The organism is Limnohabitans sp. (assembly GCF_030158565.1).
Classification (GTDB): Bacteria; Pseudomonadota; Gammaproteobacteria; order Burkholderiales; family Burkholderiaceae_C; genus Limnohabitans_A.
This window is the reverse complement of the sequence record NZ_JAOASQ010000028.1, coordinates 26,810-43,584: the sequence shown is the minus strand read 5'-3', so window position 1 is coordinate 43,584 and position 16,775 is coordinate 26,810. Positions and strand designations below refer to the sequence as shown.

At 60.9% G+C, this 16,775-nt stretch carries 17 protein-coding genes; 3 read left to right on the top strand and 14 right to left on the bottom strand.

Annotated elements, in window-relative coordinates; translation table 11 throughout:
• Positions 1-5: 5 nt before the first annotated feature.
• Together gspF and Q1W40_RS05575 are read left to right on the top strand one after the other, a co-directional pair.
• On the top strand, positions 6-1,244 hold the full coding sequence (gene gspF, locus Q1W40_RS05580; RefSeq protein ID WP_300709762.1) for a type II secretion system inner membrane protein GspF: 1,239 nt from the start codon (positions 6-8) through the stop codon (positions 1,242-1,244).
• A gap of 16 nt (positions 1,245-1,260) precedes the next feature.
• Positions 1,261-2,157: a 5'-nucleotidase gene (locus Q1W40_RS05575; protein ID WP_300709760.1), complete on the top strand. Its 897-nt coding sequence runs from the start codon at positions 1,261-1,263 to the stop codon at positions 2,155-2,157.
• 1 nt (position 2,158) lies between these two features.
• Here the strand turns inward: Q1W40_RS05575 and Q1W40_RS05570 are convergent, their stop codons facing one another.
• The 10 genes from Q1W40_RS05570 to Q1W40_RS05525 form a co-directional block, all read right to left on the bottom strand.
• Positions 2,159-3,109: a DMT family transporter gene (locus tag Q1W40_RS05570; RefSeq protein WP_300709758.1), complete on the bottom strand. Its 951-nt coding sequence runs from the start codon at positions 3,107-3,109 to the stop codon at positions 2,159-2,161.
• 268 nt (positions 3,110-3,377) lie between these two features.
• The gene (htpX, locus tag Q1W40_RS05565) at positions 3,378-4,253 is read right to left on the bottom strand and encodes a protease HtpX (RefSeq protein WP_300709756.1); all 876 of its coding nucleotides are present in this window, start codon (positions 4,251-4,253) and stop codon (positions 3,378-3,380) included.
• Positions 4,254-4,320: 67 nt separating this feature from the next.
• Entirely contained in the window at positions 4,321-5,097 is a 777-nt protein-coding gene (locus tag Q1W40_RS05560; protein WP_300709796.1) for a DUF3025 domain-containing protein, read from the bottom strand.
• A gap of 47 nt (positions 5,098-5,144) precedes the next feature.
• Positions 5,145-6,182 (bottom strand): dihydroorotase, encoded by a 1,038-nt coding sequence (gene pyrC / locus Q1W40_RS05555; RefSeq protein ID WP_300709755.1) that lies wholly within the window; start codon positions 6,180-6,182, stop codon positions 5,145-5,147.
• A 379-nt stretch (positions 6,183-6,561) separates the two neighbouring features.
• Positions 6,562-7,299, bottom strand: coding sequence for an amino acid ABC transporter ATP-binding protein (locus Q1W40_RS05550; RefSeq protein WP_300709753.1), 738 nt, complete (start codon positions 7,297-7,299; stop codon positions 6,562-6,564).
• 27 nt (positions 7,300-7,326) lie between these two features.
• Positions 7,327-7,995, bottom strand: coding sequence for an amino acid ABC transporter permease (locus tag Q1W40_RS05545; protein ID WP_300709751.1), 669 nt, complete (start codon positions 7,993-7,995; stop codon positions 7,327-7,329).
• Position 7,996: 1 nt separating this feature from the next.
• Positions 7,997-8,716: an amino acid ABC transporter permease gene (locus Q1W40_RS05540; RefSeq protein WP_300709749.1), complete on the bottom strand. Its 720-nt coding sequence runs from the start codon at positions 8,714-8,716 to the stop codon at positions 7,997-7,999.
• A gap of 93 nt (positions 8,717-8,809) precedes the next feature.
• Positions 8,810-9,700: a transporter substrate-binding domain-containing protein gene (locus tag Q1W40_RS05535; RefSeq protein WP_300709747.1), complete on the bottom strand. Its 891-nt coding sequence runs from the start codon at positions 9,698-9,700 to the stop codon at positions 8,810-8,812.
• A gap of 175 nt (positions 9,701-9,875) precedes the next feature.
• On the bottom strand, positions 9,876-10,817 hold the full coding sequence (locus tag Q1W40_RS05530) for a LysR family transcriptional regulator (protein ID WP_300709745.1): 942 nt from the start codon (positions 10,815-10,817) through the stop codon (positions 9,876-9,878).
• 21 nt (positions 10,818-10,838) lie between these two features.
• Positions 10,839-12,641, bottom strand: a complete 1,803-nt coding sequence (locus tag Q1W40_RS05525; protein WP_300709743.1) for an ABC transporter ATP-binding protein/permease — start codon at positions 12,639-12,641, stop codon at positions 10,839-10,841.
• Positions 12,642-12,682: 41 nt separating this feature from the next.
• On the opposite strand from Q1W40_RS05525, the gene Q1W40_RS05520 reads away from it, so the two are divergent.
• Entirely contained in the window at positions 12,683-13,093 is a 411-nt protein-coding gene (locus Q1W40_RS05520; protein ID WP_108326454.1) for an acyl-CoA thioesterase, read from the top strand.
• 4 nt (positions 13,094-13,097) lie between these two features.
• Here the strand turns inward: Q1W40_RS05520 and Q1W40_RS05515 are convergent, their stop codons facing one another.
• The 4 genes from Q1W40_RS05515 to Q1W40_RS05500 all read right to left on the bottom strand — a co-directional run bounded on the left by Q1W40_RS05515 (position 13,098) and on the right by Q1W40_RS05500 (position 16,752).
• Positions 13,098-13,580, bottom strand: coding sequence for a thioesterase family protein (locus Q1W40_RS05515; RefSeq protein WP_300709740.1), 483 nt, complete (start codon positions 13,578-13,580; stop codon positions 13,098-13,100).
• A gap of 67 nt (positions 13,581-13,647) precedes the next feature.
• The gene (locus Q1W40_RS05510; protein WP_300709738.1) at positions 13,648-14,412 is read right to left on the bottom strand and encodes an enoyl-CoA hydratase; all 765 of its coding nucleotides are present in this window, start codon (positions 14,410-14,412) and stop codon (positions 13,648-13,650) included.
• Between the two features lie 64 nt (positions 14,413-14,476).
• Entirely contained in the window at positions 14,477-14,917 is a 441-nt protein-coding gene (locus tag Q1W40_RS05505) for a DUF2147 domain-containing protein (protein ID WP_108326457.1), read from the bottom strand.
• A gap of 23 nt (positions 14,918-14,940) precedes the next feature.
• Positions 14,941-16,752: an acyl-CoA dehydrogenase C-terminal domain-containing protein gene (locus Q1W40_RS05500; RefSeq protein WP_300709735.1), complete on the bottom strand. Its 1,812-nt coding sequence runs from the start codon at positions 16,750-16,752 to the stop codon at positions 14,941-14,943.
• Between the last annotated feature and the right edge of the window lie 23 nt (positions 16,753-16,775).

Genomic DNA, 16,775 nt, shown 5'->3' with positions numbered 1-16,775 from the left:
CGCCCATGCCTGCCTACCGATTTGAAGCCCTGCAAGCCGATGGCGCCTCGCGCAAAGGCGTGATCGAAGCCGACAGTATCAAAGCCGCACGCAGCCAATTGCGTGCGCAATCGCTCGTGCCCCTGTCGGTCGAGGCCATTGCGGGCTCGTCCGCCGATGCCCAGTCCCAGCATTTGCCATGGTGGCAACGGCCCGTGGGCCGATCACGCGCCTTCAGCGCAGGACAGCGCGCCGTCTGGACCCGTCAACTCGCGGGCTTGGTGGGCAGCGGCCTGCCCATCGAGCGCGCTCTGGCCGCGTTGGCCGACGAGGCGGACGACGACCGGCAGCGCCAGCTGGTGGCCGCGATCCGAGCCGAAGTCAATTCAGGCAGCAGCTTGGGCAATGCCCTGGCACAACACCCCTCGGAATTTCCCGCGATCGACCGCGCCGTGATCGCAGCAGGCGAGCAAAGTGGGCACTTGGGCTTGGTGCTCGAGCAACTGGCCAATGACCTCGAAGAGCACCAGGCCCTGCGCGCCAAACTGCTGGGCGCGGCCCTGTATCCGGCCATTGTCTGTCTGGTGGCACTGGCCATCGTCATCTTTTTGGTCACGTCGGTGGTACCGCAGGTGGCCGGGGTGTTTGCAGGCACCCAACGGCGACTGCCCATGCTGACCGTGGCCATGCTCAGCCTGAGCGACCTGGTGCGGCAATGGGGCTGGCTGATGTTGATCACCGCGACCGCTGGCATCGCCGGCTTTCGCCTGGCCTTGCGTCAAACCGCGTTTCGTTTGCAGTTTGACGCCGCCTGGCTGCGCCTGCCCCTCATCGGGCGACTGGCTCGGGGCTACAACAGCGCCCGCTTTGCATCCACCCTGGCCATGCTCACGGCTGCAGGCGTGCCCATCCTCAAAGCCTTGCAGGCCGCTGGCGACACCTTGTCCAACCAGGCCCTGCGTGCTGACGCGCTCGAAGCACTGGTGCGCGTGCGCGAAGGCGCCCCTTTGGGCACAGCATTGGCCCAGCACGCACGGTTTCCGGGCCTGTTGAGCATGTTTGCCAAACTGGGCGAACAAACCGGTCAGCTGCCCCTGATGCTGCAGCGGGCCGCCCAGCAACTGTCTGCCGATGTGCAACGCCGCGCCATGGCTCTGGCCACCATCCTGGAGCCCTTGCTGATCGTCGCCATGGGCGGCATGGTCATGCTGATCGTGCTGGCCGTGCTGATGCCGATCATGGAACTGAACCAATGGGTCAAATGACCCGAAGAAAGCCCACATGCCTGCATCGTTAGAAGGTCAGCTGGTCGTTGCGATCTCTTCGCGGGCCTTGTTCGATTTCGAGGAAGAAAACAAGGTCTTCGAGCAAGGCGATGACCGCGCCTACATGAAGCTGCAACTCGATCGGCTGGAAGAGCCCGCCCGGCCTGGCGTGGCTTTCTCTCTGGTGCGCAAACTGCTCGCATTCAACGATGCACAGGCTCAGCGCGTGGAGGTGGTGATCCTCTCGCGCAACGACCCGGTCTCGGGCATGCGGGTGTTCCGCTCGGCCAAGCACTACGACCTGCCCATCCAGCGTGGCAGCTTCACGCGGGGCCAATCACCTTGGCGTTACCTCAAGCCATTGAACGCGAACCTGTTTTTGTCCACCCACCTGTCCGATGTACGCGCCGCCTTGGGCGCAGGCGTGCCCGCAGCGCAGGTCTACCCGCATTCGGCACTGGCCTCTGAAGCGCATCCGCACGAAGTGCGCATCGCTTTCGACGGGGATGCGGTGCTGTTTTCCGACGAGGCCGAACGTGTGTTCCAGGCCGAAGGGCTGTCGGCCTTTCAAAAACACGAAAGCGACAAAGCGGGCCAACCCTTGCTGGCGGGACCTTTCAAACCGCTATTGGCAGCGCTGCACCGCCTGCAACAAGAAGGCACGCCCGCCATGCGCATCCGCACCGCCTTGGTCACGGCCCGCAGCGCACCAGCCCACGAACGCGCCATCCGCACCCTGATGGACTGGAACATCGAAGTGGATGAAGCCATGTTTTTGGGCGGTCTGCCCAAAGGCGAGTTCTTGCGCGAATTTGAACCGGACTTTTTCTTTGACGACCAGACCGGCCACATCGAATCGGCCGCTCGCCATGTGCCCGCAGGCCATGTGGCCTCGGGCATCTCCAACGACTGACTCAGTCGGCGATCGCCACGGTCCTGCGCCCTTCACGGCGGGCGATCCACACTGTGGCACCCAAAATGACGGCCGCGCCCAACCAGGTCGATTGGCTGGGCACATCGCCAAAAATCAACCAGCCCAACATGGACGCCCAGACCAAGTCCAGAAAGCGCAAGGACTGTGTGGCCGAGATGTCGGCAATGGCAAAGGCCCGCGTCAGGCAGTAGTGCCCCAAGGTGCCGAACACGCCTGTCAAGAAAAATCCAAACCATTGCCACAGCGTCGGTGTTTGCCAGTGCGGCAAGGCCATGGGCAAACTCAGCACGGTCACGGTGATGGCTTGCCACAGCACGATCACGCCGGGCTTTTCATAACGGGTGAGCGCCTTGGTGATCAGGAACGAAGCCGCAAAGACCGGTGCAGACGCCAGCATGACCAGGTTGTACCAGCCACCCGTGCCGGACATTTTGGGCAAAACCACCACCAGCACACCGGCAAAGCCGATCATGGCGGCAATCCAGCGATCGCGCCGCATGGTCTCGCCCAAAAACCAGGCGGCCCCCAGCATGATGAAAATCGGCCCAGTGAAACCAATCGCCGTCATGTCGGCCAAGGGAATTTGCGGCAAAGCGGTGAACCACAAAATCAAACCCAGCGTGTGCACAGCGCCCCGCCAGAACTGACCTGTGATGTTGACGGGCTTGTAGGCTTGCCAGCCGTCACGCACCACCCAAGGCAGCATGACCAGCATGCCCATCAGATAACGCAAGAATTGGGTTTCGTAGGCATCGAGCTGCATCGACAGCCCACGCGCCACGGTGTTGAGCAAGGAAAACAGGATGCCACCCGCGACCATCCACAACATGCCACGCACCGGCGCAGGCCAGCTGGCCAAGCGGCGCAAACCACGGCGGTGGGCGATGGCAGCCCTTTGCGGGGCAGAAAAAAAGGGCTTGCGATGCTTCATGCAAGCCCCATGGAAAGAAGATGAATCACGACGCCATCGTAGGCGCAATCGCTGCTGGCCTCAGTCGCTTGGGTTACCCCGGCCTGCAGTCATCTGAAACACGGGATTGAAGGCTAATTTTTGTCATACCGCACTCGATGCGGTATCCAGCCAGCGCAATGCCGAAAGAACTTGGACCCCGGATCAAGTCCGGGGTGACAGAGGGGATCAATCAAGTACAGGGTGCAACCCTTGAAACTGTGGAGCCCTTGGATGAGGACCAAACCAATCAGTGCTGGCTGCTTTGCAAAGCGGCGATGCGCTCTTCAATCGGAGGGTGTGTGCTGAACAGCTGGCCAATGCCACCGGCAATGCCCATGGCCGCCACGCTCTTGGGCAACTCGGCGGTGTGCACGCCGCCCAAACGGGCCAGCGCATTGATCATGGGCTGCTTGCGCCCCATCAGTTGGGCTGCGCCCGCATCGGCGCGGAACTCGCGCTGACGGCTGAACCAGGCCACCACGATGGCCGCAGCAAAGCCCAAAACGATGTCCAGCACGATGGTGGTCACCATGTAGCCGATGCCGGGGCCACTGCGCTCGTCATCGCCCTTGCGCAGGAAGCTGTCCACCGCATAACCGATCACGCGCGACAGGAACACCACAAAGGTGTTCATCACGCCCTGGATCAGGGTCATGGTGACCATGTCGCCGTTGGCCACGTGGGCCACTTCGTGACCGATCACCGCCTCGATCTCTTCGTGCGTCATGTTTTGCAGCAAGCCGGTAGACACCGCCACCAAAGCCGAGTCACGGAAAGCACCTGTGGCAAAAGCGTTCGGGTCGCCTTCAAAGATGCCGACTTCGGGCATGCCGATGCCGGCTTTGTCTGCAAATTTGCGCACCGTGTCCACGATCCAGGCTTCGTCGGCATTTTGGGGTTGATCGATCACGCGCACGCCCGAAGTCCACTTGGCCATGGGCTTGCTGATCAGCAAGGAAATGATGGCACCACCGAAGCCCATGACCAGGGCATAGCCCAGCAAAGCGCCCAAGTTCAGGCCGTTGGCAGTCAAGTAGCGGTTCACGCCCAGCAAGCTGGCCACAATGCCCAGCACGGCCACCACGGCAATGTTGGTCAAGACGAACAGAAAAATACGTTTCATTCCAGATCCCTTTGATGCCCTTCAAGTCAGAGCGATGTTGCGAATGTTAGGGGCTCAAAGCCCAAAATCAAGCGGCCGGGCCGATTTCCTGAATGGCGTACGGTTTTTCCGCCTTGATGCGCAGGCGACGGGGTCGAAATACCCCCACGTCCTCGTAAAAATCAGGCGCCTCATTGGGCGCCCACCAACCGGGCACACCCAAAACCGGCAGTGGGCTGAAAGGCTTGGTGGCCAACTTCTCGGTCGTCAGGTCTTGTGCCAGCCAAGCATCCAGGCCCGCGGCATCCACCGCATTGGGCACACGCCACAAATGAACGGTGATCGATTTGTAGGGCTGCACCAGTTTTTCAAGCGCGGCATGGCCAAAGGTCCACAAACGCACATGCGCCCATTGCGCACGCCAAGCCACCATGGCGTCTTGCCAACGGTGTGACGTCAAGGCTTCCCACACCACATCCGGGGCCTGAATCAGCAAAGCGTTCTCATCAAACACCGTGGCCGCATCGCGCACCGGGCCGCGCACCTGCCCGACACCGGCGCGGGCAATTTCTGCGGCCTGCAACTGGTTGAGCCGCTTTTTGGCCAGCGGAAAATGCATCCAGCACAAGGCATTGAAAAAATCGTGCAAGCCTTCACGCGTGGGCACTTGGCCACGGGCGTAAATGAAATCCTCATAGGCTTGGCCTTCGGGCAAATCGGCCTGCGGCACAAAGCCCACCGGGGCCAAGCCCGCATCGCTCAGGGCTTGCGCTTGCAAGACACCGGCCACCACGCGCTGCGCGATGGGCTCGCCCACCGCTCGCCAGTCGGCCAGCCAGGGCGCATTCCAGTCGATATCGGCCACGCCCAGGGCCGTGGCCGGCTCACACCGGCAGCCAGGGCGGTTAGGGTTCAGGCGCTCACCAGTCGCCACGGCAAGCTCTCGCCCGAGCGCAGGGGTTTGAGTTCGGCCTCGCCAAAGGCAAAGCTCTCAGCAGGCGTCCAGCTTTCGCGGCGCAAGGTGATGGTGCCGCTGTTGCGTGGCAGGCCATAGAAGTCAGCACCGTTGAAGCTGGCAAAGGCTTCGAGTTGGCCCAGCGCACCGGCGGCATCAAAGGCCTCGGCGTACATCTCGATGGCGGCATGGGCGGTGTAGCAGCCCGCACAGCCCGTGGCGTGTTCCTTGAGGTGCGCCGGGTGCGGCGCACTGTCGGTGCCCAGAAAAAACTTGCGGTTGCCGCCGGTGGCCGCTTGCACCAGCGCCAACCGGTGGGTTTCGCGTTTGAGCACAGGCAGGCAGTAGTAATGCGGGCGAATGCCGCCGGTGAAGATGGCGTTGCGGTTGTACAGCAGGTGGTGCGCGGTGATGGTCGCGCCCAACAGGTCGTCGGCCTCGGCCACGTATTGCGCGGCTTCCTTCGTGGTGATGTGTTCCATCACGATCTTCAAACCCGGAAAGTCGCGGCGCAGCGGCTTGAGCTGCTGCTCGATGAAGACGGCTTCGCGGTCAAACAGGTCGATGTCTTGGGAAGTCACTTCACCGTGCACCAGCAAGAGCACACCTTCACGCTGCATGGCTTCGAGCACGGGGTAGATCTTGCGCAGGTCGGTCACGCCCGCATCGCTGTTGGTGGTGGCACCGGCCGGGTAGAGCTTGCAAGCCACCACGCCAGCGGCCTTGGCGCGGGCGATTTCTGCGGGGTTCAGGTTGTCGGTCAGGTACAGGGTCATCAAGGGCTCAAACGTCATCCCTTGGGGGACTGCCGCCTGAATGCGCGCCTTGTAGGCCAGCGCTTGTTCGGCTGTGGTCACCGGTGGCTTGAGGTTGGGCATGATGATGGCGCGGCCAAACTGCGCAGCGGTGTGGGGCACGACCACATTCAGGGCGGCGCCATCGCGCACATGCAGGTGCCAGTCGTCAGGGCGGGTGATGGTGAGTTCTTGGGTCATGGGGCGTATTGTCTCAAACCTGCGGGTCCGGCTTTTCAGCCTTTGGTGCCTGAGGTGGGGTCAGGGGCTGGGGCTCATAACTCGCAAGCTCGCCAAATCGCCCCAACCCCTGACCCCACCTCAGGTGTATGCGCTCGTGGTGTGCCCAAAGCAAGCAGGAAGGCTGGCTGAAAACGCCCAAGAAACCGGGTGGTGGTTGGGGCGAGCGAATCAAAGAAAGTGAGTGTGCTGCCGGGCGCAATCCCGGGCAACGGACTTCAGCCAGAACTCGGCAATTAATTGGGGTCAAATTAATTGGGGTCAGACCCCATTGAGGCGAAAGCTTCGGGCACACCAGCACAGCAGGTCGAGACACAAGCCGTCGACCCACAAAACCGGATCAGTGCTGCAAGATCTTGTTCAAAAAGTCTTTGGTGCGCGGCTGGCGGTTTTCCGGGTGGTTGAAGAACTCGTCTTTGGAACAGTCCTCCAGAATGCGTCCGCCCACATCGATGAAGATCACGCGGTTGGCCACCTTGCGGGCAAAGCCCATTTCGTGGGTCACCACCATCATGGTCATGCCTTCGTGAGCCAATTGCACCATCACGTCCAGCACCTCACCCACCATCTCGGGGTCGAGCGCCGAGGTTGGCTCGTCAAACAGCATCACCATCGGGTCCATCGACAAGGCGCGGGCAATCGCCACGCGCTGCTGCTGACCGCCCGAGAGCTGGCCAGGGAACTTGTCCTTGTGCGCCAACAGGCCCACGCGGTCCAGCATCTTCAGGCCACGTGCCTTGGCATCGTCCAGGTTGCGGCCCAGCACCTTGACCTGGGCAATCGTCAGGTTTTCCGTGACCGACAGGTGCGGGAACAGCTCGAAGCTTTGGAACACCATGCCCACACGCGAGCGCAGTTTGGGCAAGTCGGTGTTCGGGTCGTGCAAAGGCACGCCGTCGACGGTGATCTCGCCTTTCTGGAAAGGCTCCAGCGCGTTGACGGTTTTGATCAGGGTGGACTTGCCTGAGCCCGAAGGACCGCAAACCACCACCACATCGCCTTTGTTGATGCTCACCGAGCAGTCGTTGAGCACCTGCACCGGGCCGTACCACTTGGACACATTTTTGATTTCAATCATTTTCATTTCCCCAATTCAGCACGCGCCTCAGCGCACGATGGCAATCTTGGCCTGCAAGCGCTTGACGCTCCAGGACAGTGCAAAACAAATCACAAAATAAACGACGGCAGCCAGGATGTAGGCCTCTTCGGAGCGGCCATAAATCTTGCCGGCATTGGTGAAGCCCTTGAGCAAGTCATAGGCGCCAATCGCATAGACCAGCGAGGTGTCCTGAAACAAGATGATGGTCTGCGTCAGCAGCACCGGCAGCATGTTGCGAAAGGCCTGCGGCAAGATCACCAGGCGCATGTTCTGACCATAGGTCATGCCCAGGGCTTGACCGGCAAACACCTGCCCACGCGGGATCGACTGGATGCCCGCGCGCATGATCTCGCTGAAGTACGCCGCCTCAAAAGCCACGAAGGTGATGATGGCCGACCACTCGGCACCGATGGGGCGTCCGATGACAAAAGGCATCAGCAAATAAAACCACAGGATCACCATGACCAGGGGCACCGAACGCATGCCGTTGACATAGAAGGTGGCAGGCACATCCAACACCTTGGAGCCCGACAGGCGCATCAAGGCCAGCACCGTGCCAAAGATCACGCCACCAATCGTCGCCGTGATGGTCAGTTGCACACTGAACAGCAGACCGCCCAAGACGAACTTGCGCAGGACTTCCAGGTCGAAGTAAGAAAAATCAAGTCCCAACATCTCAGTGTCCTCCCGTTCCGCCCGAGACAATGAAGCCGGGCACGCGCATTTTCTTTTCGATCAGCGCGAACACACGGTTCACCGCGAAGGCCGACACCGCATACAGCGCCGTCACGGCAAGGTACACCTCGATGCCGCGCGAAGTTTCTTCCTGCGCCTGCATGGCAAACATGGTCAGCTCAGCGATCGAGACCGCAAACGCCACCGAAGAGTTTTTCAGCAGGTTCATCGACTCGCTGGTCAGCGGCGGCAAGATGATGCGAAACGCCATGGGCAAGATCACATAGCGGTAAGACTGCGCAGTGGTGAAACCCATGGCCATGGCCGCATAGCGCTGGCCTTTGGGCAGGGCCTGAATGCCCGCACGAAACTGCTCGGCAATGCGCGCCGAGGTGAAAAAGCCGAGGCCGAACACCACCAGCAAAAAGCCTGGCACCTGCTGGAAAGCCGGGAACATTTTGGGCACCACGAAGTACCACAGAAAAATCTGCACCAGCAGCGGCACGTTGCGAAACAGCTCCACCCAGGCGTTGGCCAAGGCCGAGACCACCGGCCTGCCGGGCAAAGTGCGCAGCGTGCCCACCACGGCACCCACCACCATCGCCACCAGCCAAGAGCTGCCTGCGACGGCCAGCGTCCAGCGCCAGGCTTCCAGCATCCATTCCAGATAGGTGCGGCCACTGCCGTCATCGGTCAAAAAGACCTGCCAATCCCATGTCATGTTTTGAACTTTCTACGAAGTAAAAGGCATCGCCCCAAAAAAGAAACCCCGCCCAAGTGATCCCCGGCGGGGTTTGCTCAGCGCCTGGAAGGATTACTTCTTGGCGTAGTCTTCAGCAGGCTTGTCGTTGGGGTTGGCCCAGGCGGCTTTGGTGCTGTCGCTCAATGCCAGACCGATCTTGACGTTCTTGGGTGGGATGGGTTGCAGGAACCACTTGTCCCACAACTTGGCCATGTCGCCGCTCTTGACCAAATCGCGCACCGTATCGTCGGCCAATTTTTTGAATGCGGGATCGTCCTTGCGGATCATGATGGCAATGGGCTCCACGGCCAGCACTTCGCCAACGATCTTGAAATCAGCGGGATTCTTGGCGTTGGCGATGTTGCCAGCCAGGATCGAACCGTCCATCACGAACGCGTCAGCACGACCGGAATCGAGCAGCAAGAAGCTGTCCGCGTGGTCCTTGCCAAAGACTTCCTTGAAGTCCACGCCGTTGGCACGCTCATGCTTGCGCAGCAATTGCACAGAAGTGGTGCCGGTGGTGGTGGCCACGTTCTTGTCTTTGAGTTGTGCAATCGAAGTGATGCCCGAAGCCGCTTTCACAGCAATGCGGACTTCTTCCACGTACGTGGTGACCACAAAAGCCACGTCTTTCTGACGTGCCGTGTTGTTGGTGGTCGAGCCGCACTCGATGTCCACCGTGCCGTTTTGCACCAGCGGAATGCGGTTTTGCGACGTCACCGACTGGAACTTCACGTCGACTTTTTTGCCCACGGCTTTTTCCACATTGCCAATGATGCGCTGGCAGATTTCGTAGTGGAAACCAGCGTACTTGCCATCACCCAAGGTGTAGGACAAAGCGCCCGACGAATCGCGCACACCCATGGTAATGGCGCCGGAGGCTTTGACTTTGGCAATGGTGTCAGCTTGAGCGCCCATGCAGGCCAATGCGGCCACGGCCACAGCAATCAGTTGTTTTTTCATCAGGTTCTCCAAAAGACTCGCCAAGGGCGAAAATTCGATCACGCACCGACTTGGTACATGACCCTCAAAACAATCATCAACGAGCACGATCTATGCCTGTCGTTTGAGTCGATCCTACTATAGTCAGCCCGCCGTCAGCCGACCATCAGGGTGTTCCCGATGCGAAATGGCCGCATCACGCCACAAGAGGCTGGCTGGCCGCCTGTTTCAAATACGACCAAAGCTCTTGCGCTGTCTTTTTGGGGTGGTGGCGCACGCCCGACTTTTCACGGTACGCACGCACTTCCATCGTCAAGGCCAAGGACTTGCAGTCGGGCAAGACAACTTCAATCAAAGCGCCCGACTGAAGTTCTTTTTTAACCGCGCTTTGCGGCAAAAAAGCGATGCCATGCCCTTCCAAAGCCATGACCTTCAGGCCCTCGGCCATGTCGGTTTCGTACACCCGGTCCAGGTGAATCGGGGTGCCCGCCTGCTTCAAGATCCAGTCGGTGACCCCGCCCAGGTATGCGCCGGGCGCGTAACCCAGATAGGGCAAGGGCCGGTTGGCAGCACCCGGCAAATGCCACACCGGCTGGCCGTCCGAGCCGACCTTCACATAAGGCGCGATCACCTCTTGGCCAAGCACCACCATGTCGTAACGCTCGGCGTCGATCTGCAAAGGCTGTGAGGGGTGGTGGTAAGCGATCAGCACATCGCAACCGCCTTCGATCAGGCGCATGGCCGCATCGTGCACGTTCAGGGCAATCACGCGGCTTTTGATCGGGCCAAAGCCTGTCCGCAAACCGGCCACCCACGCCGGGAAAAACGTGAACGCCAGCGTGTGGGGCAGCGCGAATTCGATGAAGTCTTGCCCTGCGGCATCGTGCCCGCGCAACATAGCGCGGGTGTTTTGCAAGGACTGGAGCATCTCCAGCGCTTGCGCATACAAGGTGTCGCCCGCCGGGGTGAGCTTGGTGGGGTAAGAGCTGCGGTCCACCAGATCCACACCCGCCCAGGCTTCGAGCGACTGGATGCGCCGCGAGAACGCCGGTTGCGTCACATGCCGCAACTGCGCAGAGCGGCTGAAACTGCGGGTTTCGGCCAGGCTGACAAAGTCTTCAAGCCATTTGGTTTCCATGGCGCTGATTATGTCTGCTGCTCACTCGCCCGACTGCTGCAAAGCCCACATGCTGGCGTAACGCCCCTGCAGCGCCAGCAAGGCGGCGTGGTTGCCGCGCTCAATGATGCGTCCGGCTTCCATCACCAAAATCTCGTGCGCATCGACCACGGTGGACAAGCGGTGCGCAATCACCAAGGTGGTCTTGTTCTGCGACACACCGGCCAGCTCGGCCTGGATGGCGCGTTCGTTGGCCGAGTCCAGCGCCGAGGTGGCCTCGTCAAACACCAGGATCGGCGGATCCTTGAGCAAGGTGCGGGCAATCGCCACGCGCTGCTTTTCGCCGCCCGAGAGTTTCAAGCCCCGCTCACCCACCGAGGTCTGGTAGCCCTTGGGCGTAGACGCGATGAAGTCGTGGATGCGGGCCGCGCGGGCCGCGCCTTCGATCTCGGCCTGGCTGGCGCCGGGGCGGCCGTAGGCGATGTTGTAGGCCACCGTGTCGTTGAACAGCACCGTGTCTTGCGGCACGATGCCCAAAGCCTGGCGCACGCTGGCCTGGGTCACTTGCTGGATGTCTTGCCCGGCCATGCGGATGGTGCCTTGCTGCACATCGTAAAAACGGAACATCAAACGCGCCAAGGTGGACTTGCCTGAACCCGATGGGCCCACCACGGCCACCGTCTTGCCTGAAGGGATCTCGAAGCTGATGTCCTGCAAGATGGGGCGGTCGCTTTCGTAGGCAAACGAGACATGGTCAAACACCACAGCGGGCGCCCCCATCAAGGCCAGCGGCAAAGCGCCGGGCACGTCAGAAATTTCCCGTTCACGGTCCATCAGCGTGAACATCTTGTCCAGATCGGTCAGGCTTTGTTTGATCTCCCGGTAGAGCACCCCCAGGAAGTTCAGCGGAATGTACAGCTGAATCATGAATGCGTTGATCATGACCAAGTCACCCAGTGTCATGCGCCCATCGACCACGCCTTGCGTGGCGCGCCAGAGCATGGCCACCAAAGCGGTGGCGATGATCAGTTGCTGCCCGGTGTTGAGCAGGCTCAGCGAGGTCTGTGCCTTCAAGCGCGAGCGGCGCAGGCGCTCCAGGCTTTCGTCGTAACGCTGGGCTTCAAACGCTTCGTTGCCGAAATACTTCACCGTCTCGTAATTGAGCAAAGAATCCACCGCCTTGGTGTGGGCGGCCGAATCGAACTCGTTGGCCTGTTTGCGGAACTGGGTGCGCCATTCGGTGATGCGCACCGTGAAAAAGATGTACAGGCCCAAAGCCGCCACCGTGATCCAGGCAAACCAGACATCGAACTTCACGGCCAAAATGCTCAAGACCAGGGTCACCTCGATCAAGGTGGGAACGATGCTGTACAGCGAATAGGAAATCAGCGACTCGATGCCGCGCACGCCGCGCTCGATGTCGCGCGTCATGCCACCGGTTTGACGGGCCAGGTGAAAGCGCAAGCTCAAAGCGTGCAGGTGTTCGAAGGTTTGCAGCGCAATGCTGCGGGCCGCGCCCTGCGTGGCTTTGGCAAACACCAGCTCGCGCAACTCGGTGAAGGCCGAGGTCATGAGGCGCAAAGCGCCATAACCCAGCAGCAAGCTGGCGGGCACCACCAGAACAACGGTCGGATTGCCGGGCTTGATGCTCATCGCATCGATCAGCTCCTTGAGCAGCAAAGGCACGCTGACGTTGGCCAACTTGGCGCCAACCATCAAAGCCAATGCGACGAGGACACGCCATTTGTATTGCCACAAATAAGGCAACAAGCGGGACAAGGTTTGCCAATCCCCCGAGCGCGGGGCGGCTGGCGCCGAAGGGGTGGTTTCGCCGTGGTGGCGCATAAAGGACAATCCAGTGAATCTGCAACCATTCGATTGTGCCCATGTCTGAAGCCCCCCGCCCCCAAACCGTCGCTTTACCCACAGACCAGGAGCTGGTGCTCAAAGTCATCCCCATGCCTGCCGACTGCAACGCCAGTGGCGACATCTTCGGGGGCTGGGTCATGGCCCAGGTGGACTTGGCTGGTGCCGTCTTGCCCGCTCGGCGCGTCAGGGGCCGCATCGCCACCGTGGCGGTCAACGAGTTCATCTTCAAGCAAGCGGTCAAAGTGGGCGACATCCTGTCCTTCTTTGCCCGCATCGTGAAGGTGGGCCGCACCTCGGTCACCGTGCAGGTTGAAGTGTTTGCGGAGCGCTTTGCGCTGCAAGGTCAGTACATCAAGGTGACCGAAGCGCGACTGACCTATGTGGCCATCGACAGCCAGGGCAAGCCCTGCCCTGTGCCATCGGAATGAACGCTCAAGAGACGATGTAAGCCGCTGCGCCGGTGGACATCAAGGTGCCATCCGGGCCGCGAAACTCCATGCGCGAGGAACCCACACGCGAGCCCACACGCAGCGCGTTGGCATGCACGGTGAAGTACTCGCCAATGCCCGGGCGCAAATAGTCCACACGCAAATCGATGGTGCCCAGCTTGGCAAAGCGCTCCAGGCGCTTGGCGGGCGTCTCGTCCATGTGCTTGGCTGCCAGTGCCGCCATCACCGCCGCACTGCCGATGGCGTCCAGCACCGCGCTGATCACACCGCCATGGATGCGGTTGTACGCGAAGTGCCCCACCAGCTCGGAGCGCATGTCAATGCGGGCCTCCACGGCGTCGGGCGTGACCGTCACCAGTTTCAGACCCAGGGTCTTGTTGAAGACGATTTTTTCTTCGTAGATCTGGCGAAAGCCTTCGATGTATTCAGGCTCAAGGACGACGGGGTTTGGGGCGCGATGGGGCATGCAAAAAGAGAAGTATCGGGATCAAAAACGTCGGGCCCCAAGGCCCGACCCAGCAGTTGAACCCAGTTTACAGCTTAGAAAAATCCGGCTTGCGCTTTTCCATGAAGGCACCAAAGGCCTCTTTGGCAGCGGGTTCGCGCAGCATGCGGCCAAAACTTTTACCCTCTTCGTCCATTTTGGCCAGCACTTCCTGCTGGTAGCCGCCCTTCATCAAGCGCTTGGTCTCGATCAGTGACGACAAAGGTTTGCCGGCCAGCTTGCGGGCCTGAGCCTGAGCGTAGCCATTGACCTCGGTCGGCGGCACCACGCGGTTGACCAGGCCCACCTCTTGCGCGGCCTCTGCAAAGAAAGGCTCGCCCATCAGCAACGCTTCAGCCGCACGGTGGTAACCGAACATGCGAGGCGCCAGCAAGCTCGAAGCCGCTTCGGGGCACAGACCCAAGTTCACAAAAGGCATGGAAAACGCGGCGTTGTCACCGGCATAGACCAAGTCGCAATGGAAGAGCATGGTGGTGCCGATGCCCACCGCGGGGCCGGCAACGGCGGCCAGCAAAGGTTTTTCAAAGGTGGCGATGCCGCGCAGGAAGCGGAACACCGGCGACTCTTGGGTAGAGGGCGGCTGGTTCAGAAAGTCGCCAATGTCGTTGCCCGCACTGAAGATGCTTTCATGGCCCTGAAACAGCACCACGCGCACCGACGCATCGGCAGCGGCTTGCGCCACGGCATCGGCCATGGCCGCATACATGGTGGAGGTGATGGAGTTCTTTTTGTCCAGGCGGTTGAAGGTGATGGTCATCACCCCTGCGTCGATGTGGGTCAGGATGTCAGACATGGTGGCCTCGTCTCAAAAATGAAAAGGCCGCCCCAATGGGCGGCGGATGTGAAGGGAAACAGGATCAGGGCGCCTTGACCCACAACTGGTTGCGCCAGAAGGGGCCGAGGAAACCGCGCACTTGCAGTTTCGCGCCGCCCTCGACCGGCGTCAGTCGCACGCGGTACAGCTTGCCCTCTTCCGGGTCGAGGATCTCGCCACCTTCCCAGTAGTCGTTGCCTGAAGACTTCTTCACGCCCCGGATGATTTCCATGCCCAGGATGGTTTGGTCTTTGCGGTCATCGGCACACTTATCGCATTTGGCGGCGGGATCGGCCCCTTTGCGCAAAATCTGGCTGACCTTGCCGCGCAGCACGCCGCCCGCGTCTTCGATGGTGACCACGCTTTTGGTCTCACCGGTTTTGTCGTCGATGGTGTGCCAACGGCCCACAGGGCTGCTGGCTTGGGCAGCCAGTGCCAGCAAGCTGGTGACGAGCATCGTGGCCGTGCGGAGGGTGTTTTTCATGACAGTGTTCCTTGTTGATCGGATCATGCCAGAGCGGCGTCGGTATCCATCAGCACCTCGCTGCCCGCACGGATACGGCGCATCAGGCTGGAGGTTTCAGGCATCAGGCGGGTGAAATAAAACCGAGCCGTTTGCAGTTTGGCCTGGTAGAAGGGATCGGGGCGCTGCGCCTCTTCTTCGGCCTCGGCCAGTTTTTGGAGGGCAATCTGCGCCGAGCGGGCCCAGAAGTACCCCATCACCAAATGCCCGACCACGCGCAGGTAGTCCACCGCCGCCGCGCCCACTTCGTCGGCATTGCTCATGGCCTTCATGCCCACTTCACCGGTGAGTTGGGTGAGCTTTTGGCCCAGGTCGGCCAGCGGTTGGATGAACTCGCCCATGGCTTCGTTGGCCATCTCGGCTTTCACCAGTTGCTCGACCAACTTGCCAAACTTTTTGAGCGATGCGCCCTGGTTGCCCAGCACCTTGCGGCCCAGCAGGTCGAGCGACTGGATGGTGTTGGTGCCTTCATAGATCATGTTGATGCGGGCATCGCGCACGAACTGCTCCATGCCCCACTCCTTGATGTAGCCGTGGCCACCGAAAACCTGCTGGCACTGCGTGGCCGCATTGAAGCCGTTGTCGGTCAGGAAGGCCTTGGTGATGGGCGTGAGCAGCGAGAGCATGTCGTCGCTGTCCTTGCGCACCTTCTCGTCGGGGTGGTTGTGCACCTTCTCCAGCAGCACCGAGCAAAAGATGGCCAGCGCGCGGCCGCCTTCGGCGTAGGCCTTGGCGGTCAGCAGCATGCGGCGCACATCGGGGTGCACGATGATCGGGTCTGCCGGCTTGTCCTTGGCCTTGGGGCCGGTCAGGCTGCGCATCTGGATGCGGTCTTTCGCGTACGCCAGTGCGTTCTGGTACGCCACTTCCGTCAAGCCCAGACTCTGGTTGCCCACGCCCAGGCGGGCGGCGTTCATCATCACGAACATGCCCTGCATGCCCTTGTTGGGCTGGCCCACCAGGGTGCCCACCGCGCCGTCCATCACGATCTGCGCCGTGGCGTTGCCGTGGATGCCCATCTTGTGCTCCAGGCCGCCGCAGTAGATGCCGTTGCGCTCACCCAGGGTGCCGTCCTTGTTCACGTTGAACTTGGGCACGATGAACAGGCTCACGCCCTTGATGCCGGGAGGCGCGTCGGGCAGGCGGGCCAGCACCAGGTGGATGATGTTCTCGGCCATGTCGTGTTCACCGGCGCTGATGAAGATCTTGTTGCCGGTGAGCTTGTAGGTGCCGTCGGGCTGCGGCTCGGCCTTGGTGCGCATGAGGCCCAGGTCGGTGCCGCAATGCGGCTCGGTCAGGCACATGGTGCCGGTCCACTCGCCGCTGGTCAGCTTGGGCAGGTACAGGGCTTTTTGCTCGGGCGTGCCGTGTGCGTGAAGACATTCGTAAGCGCCGTGCGACAAGCCGGGGTACATCGTCCAAGCTTGGTTGGACGAGTTGAGCATTTCGTAAAAACACTGGTTGACCACAAAGGGCAAGCCCTGGCCCCCGAACTCGGGGTCGCAGCTGAGCGATGGCCAGCCCCCCGCCACGTACTGTGCGTAAGCCTCTTTGAAACCATCGGGAGCCTTCACCTCGTGGGTGTCGCGGTTGAGCTGGCATCCTTGGGTATCGCCCGAAATGTTGATCGGGAAAATCACCTCCGACGCAAACTTGCCGCCTTCTTCGAGCACAGCATTGATGGTGTCGATGTCGGTGTCGGTGTACTTGGGCAGCGCTTGGAGTTCGGCGCTGACGTTGAGCAATTCGTGCAACACAAACTGCATGTCACGCAATGGGGGGTTGTAAACGGGCATGGTGGCTCCTTGATTCAGTGTGC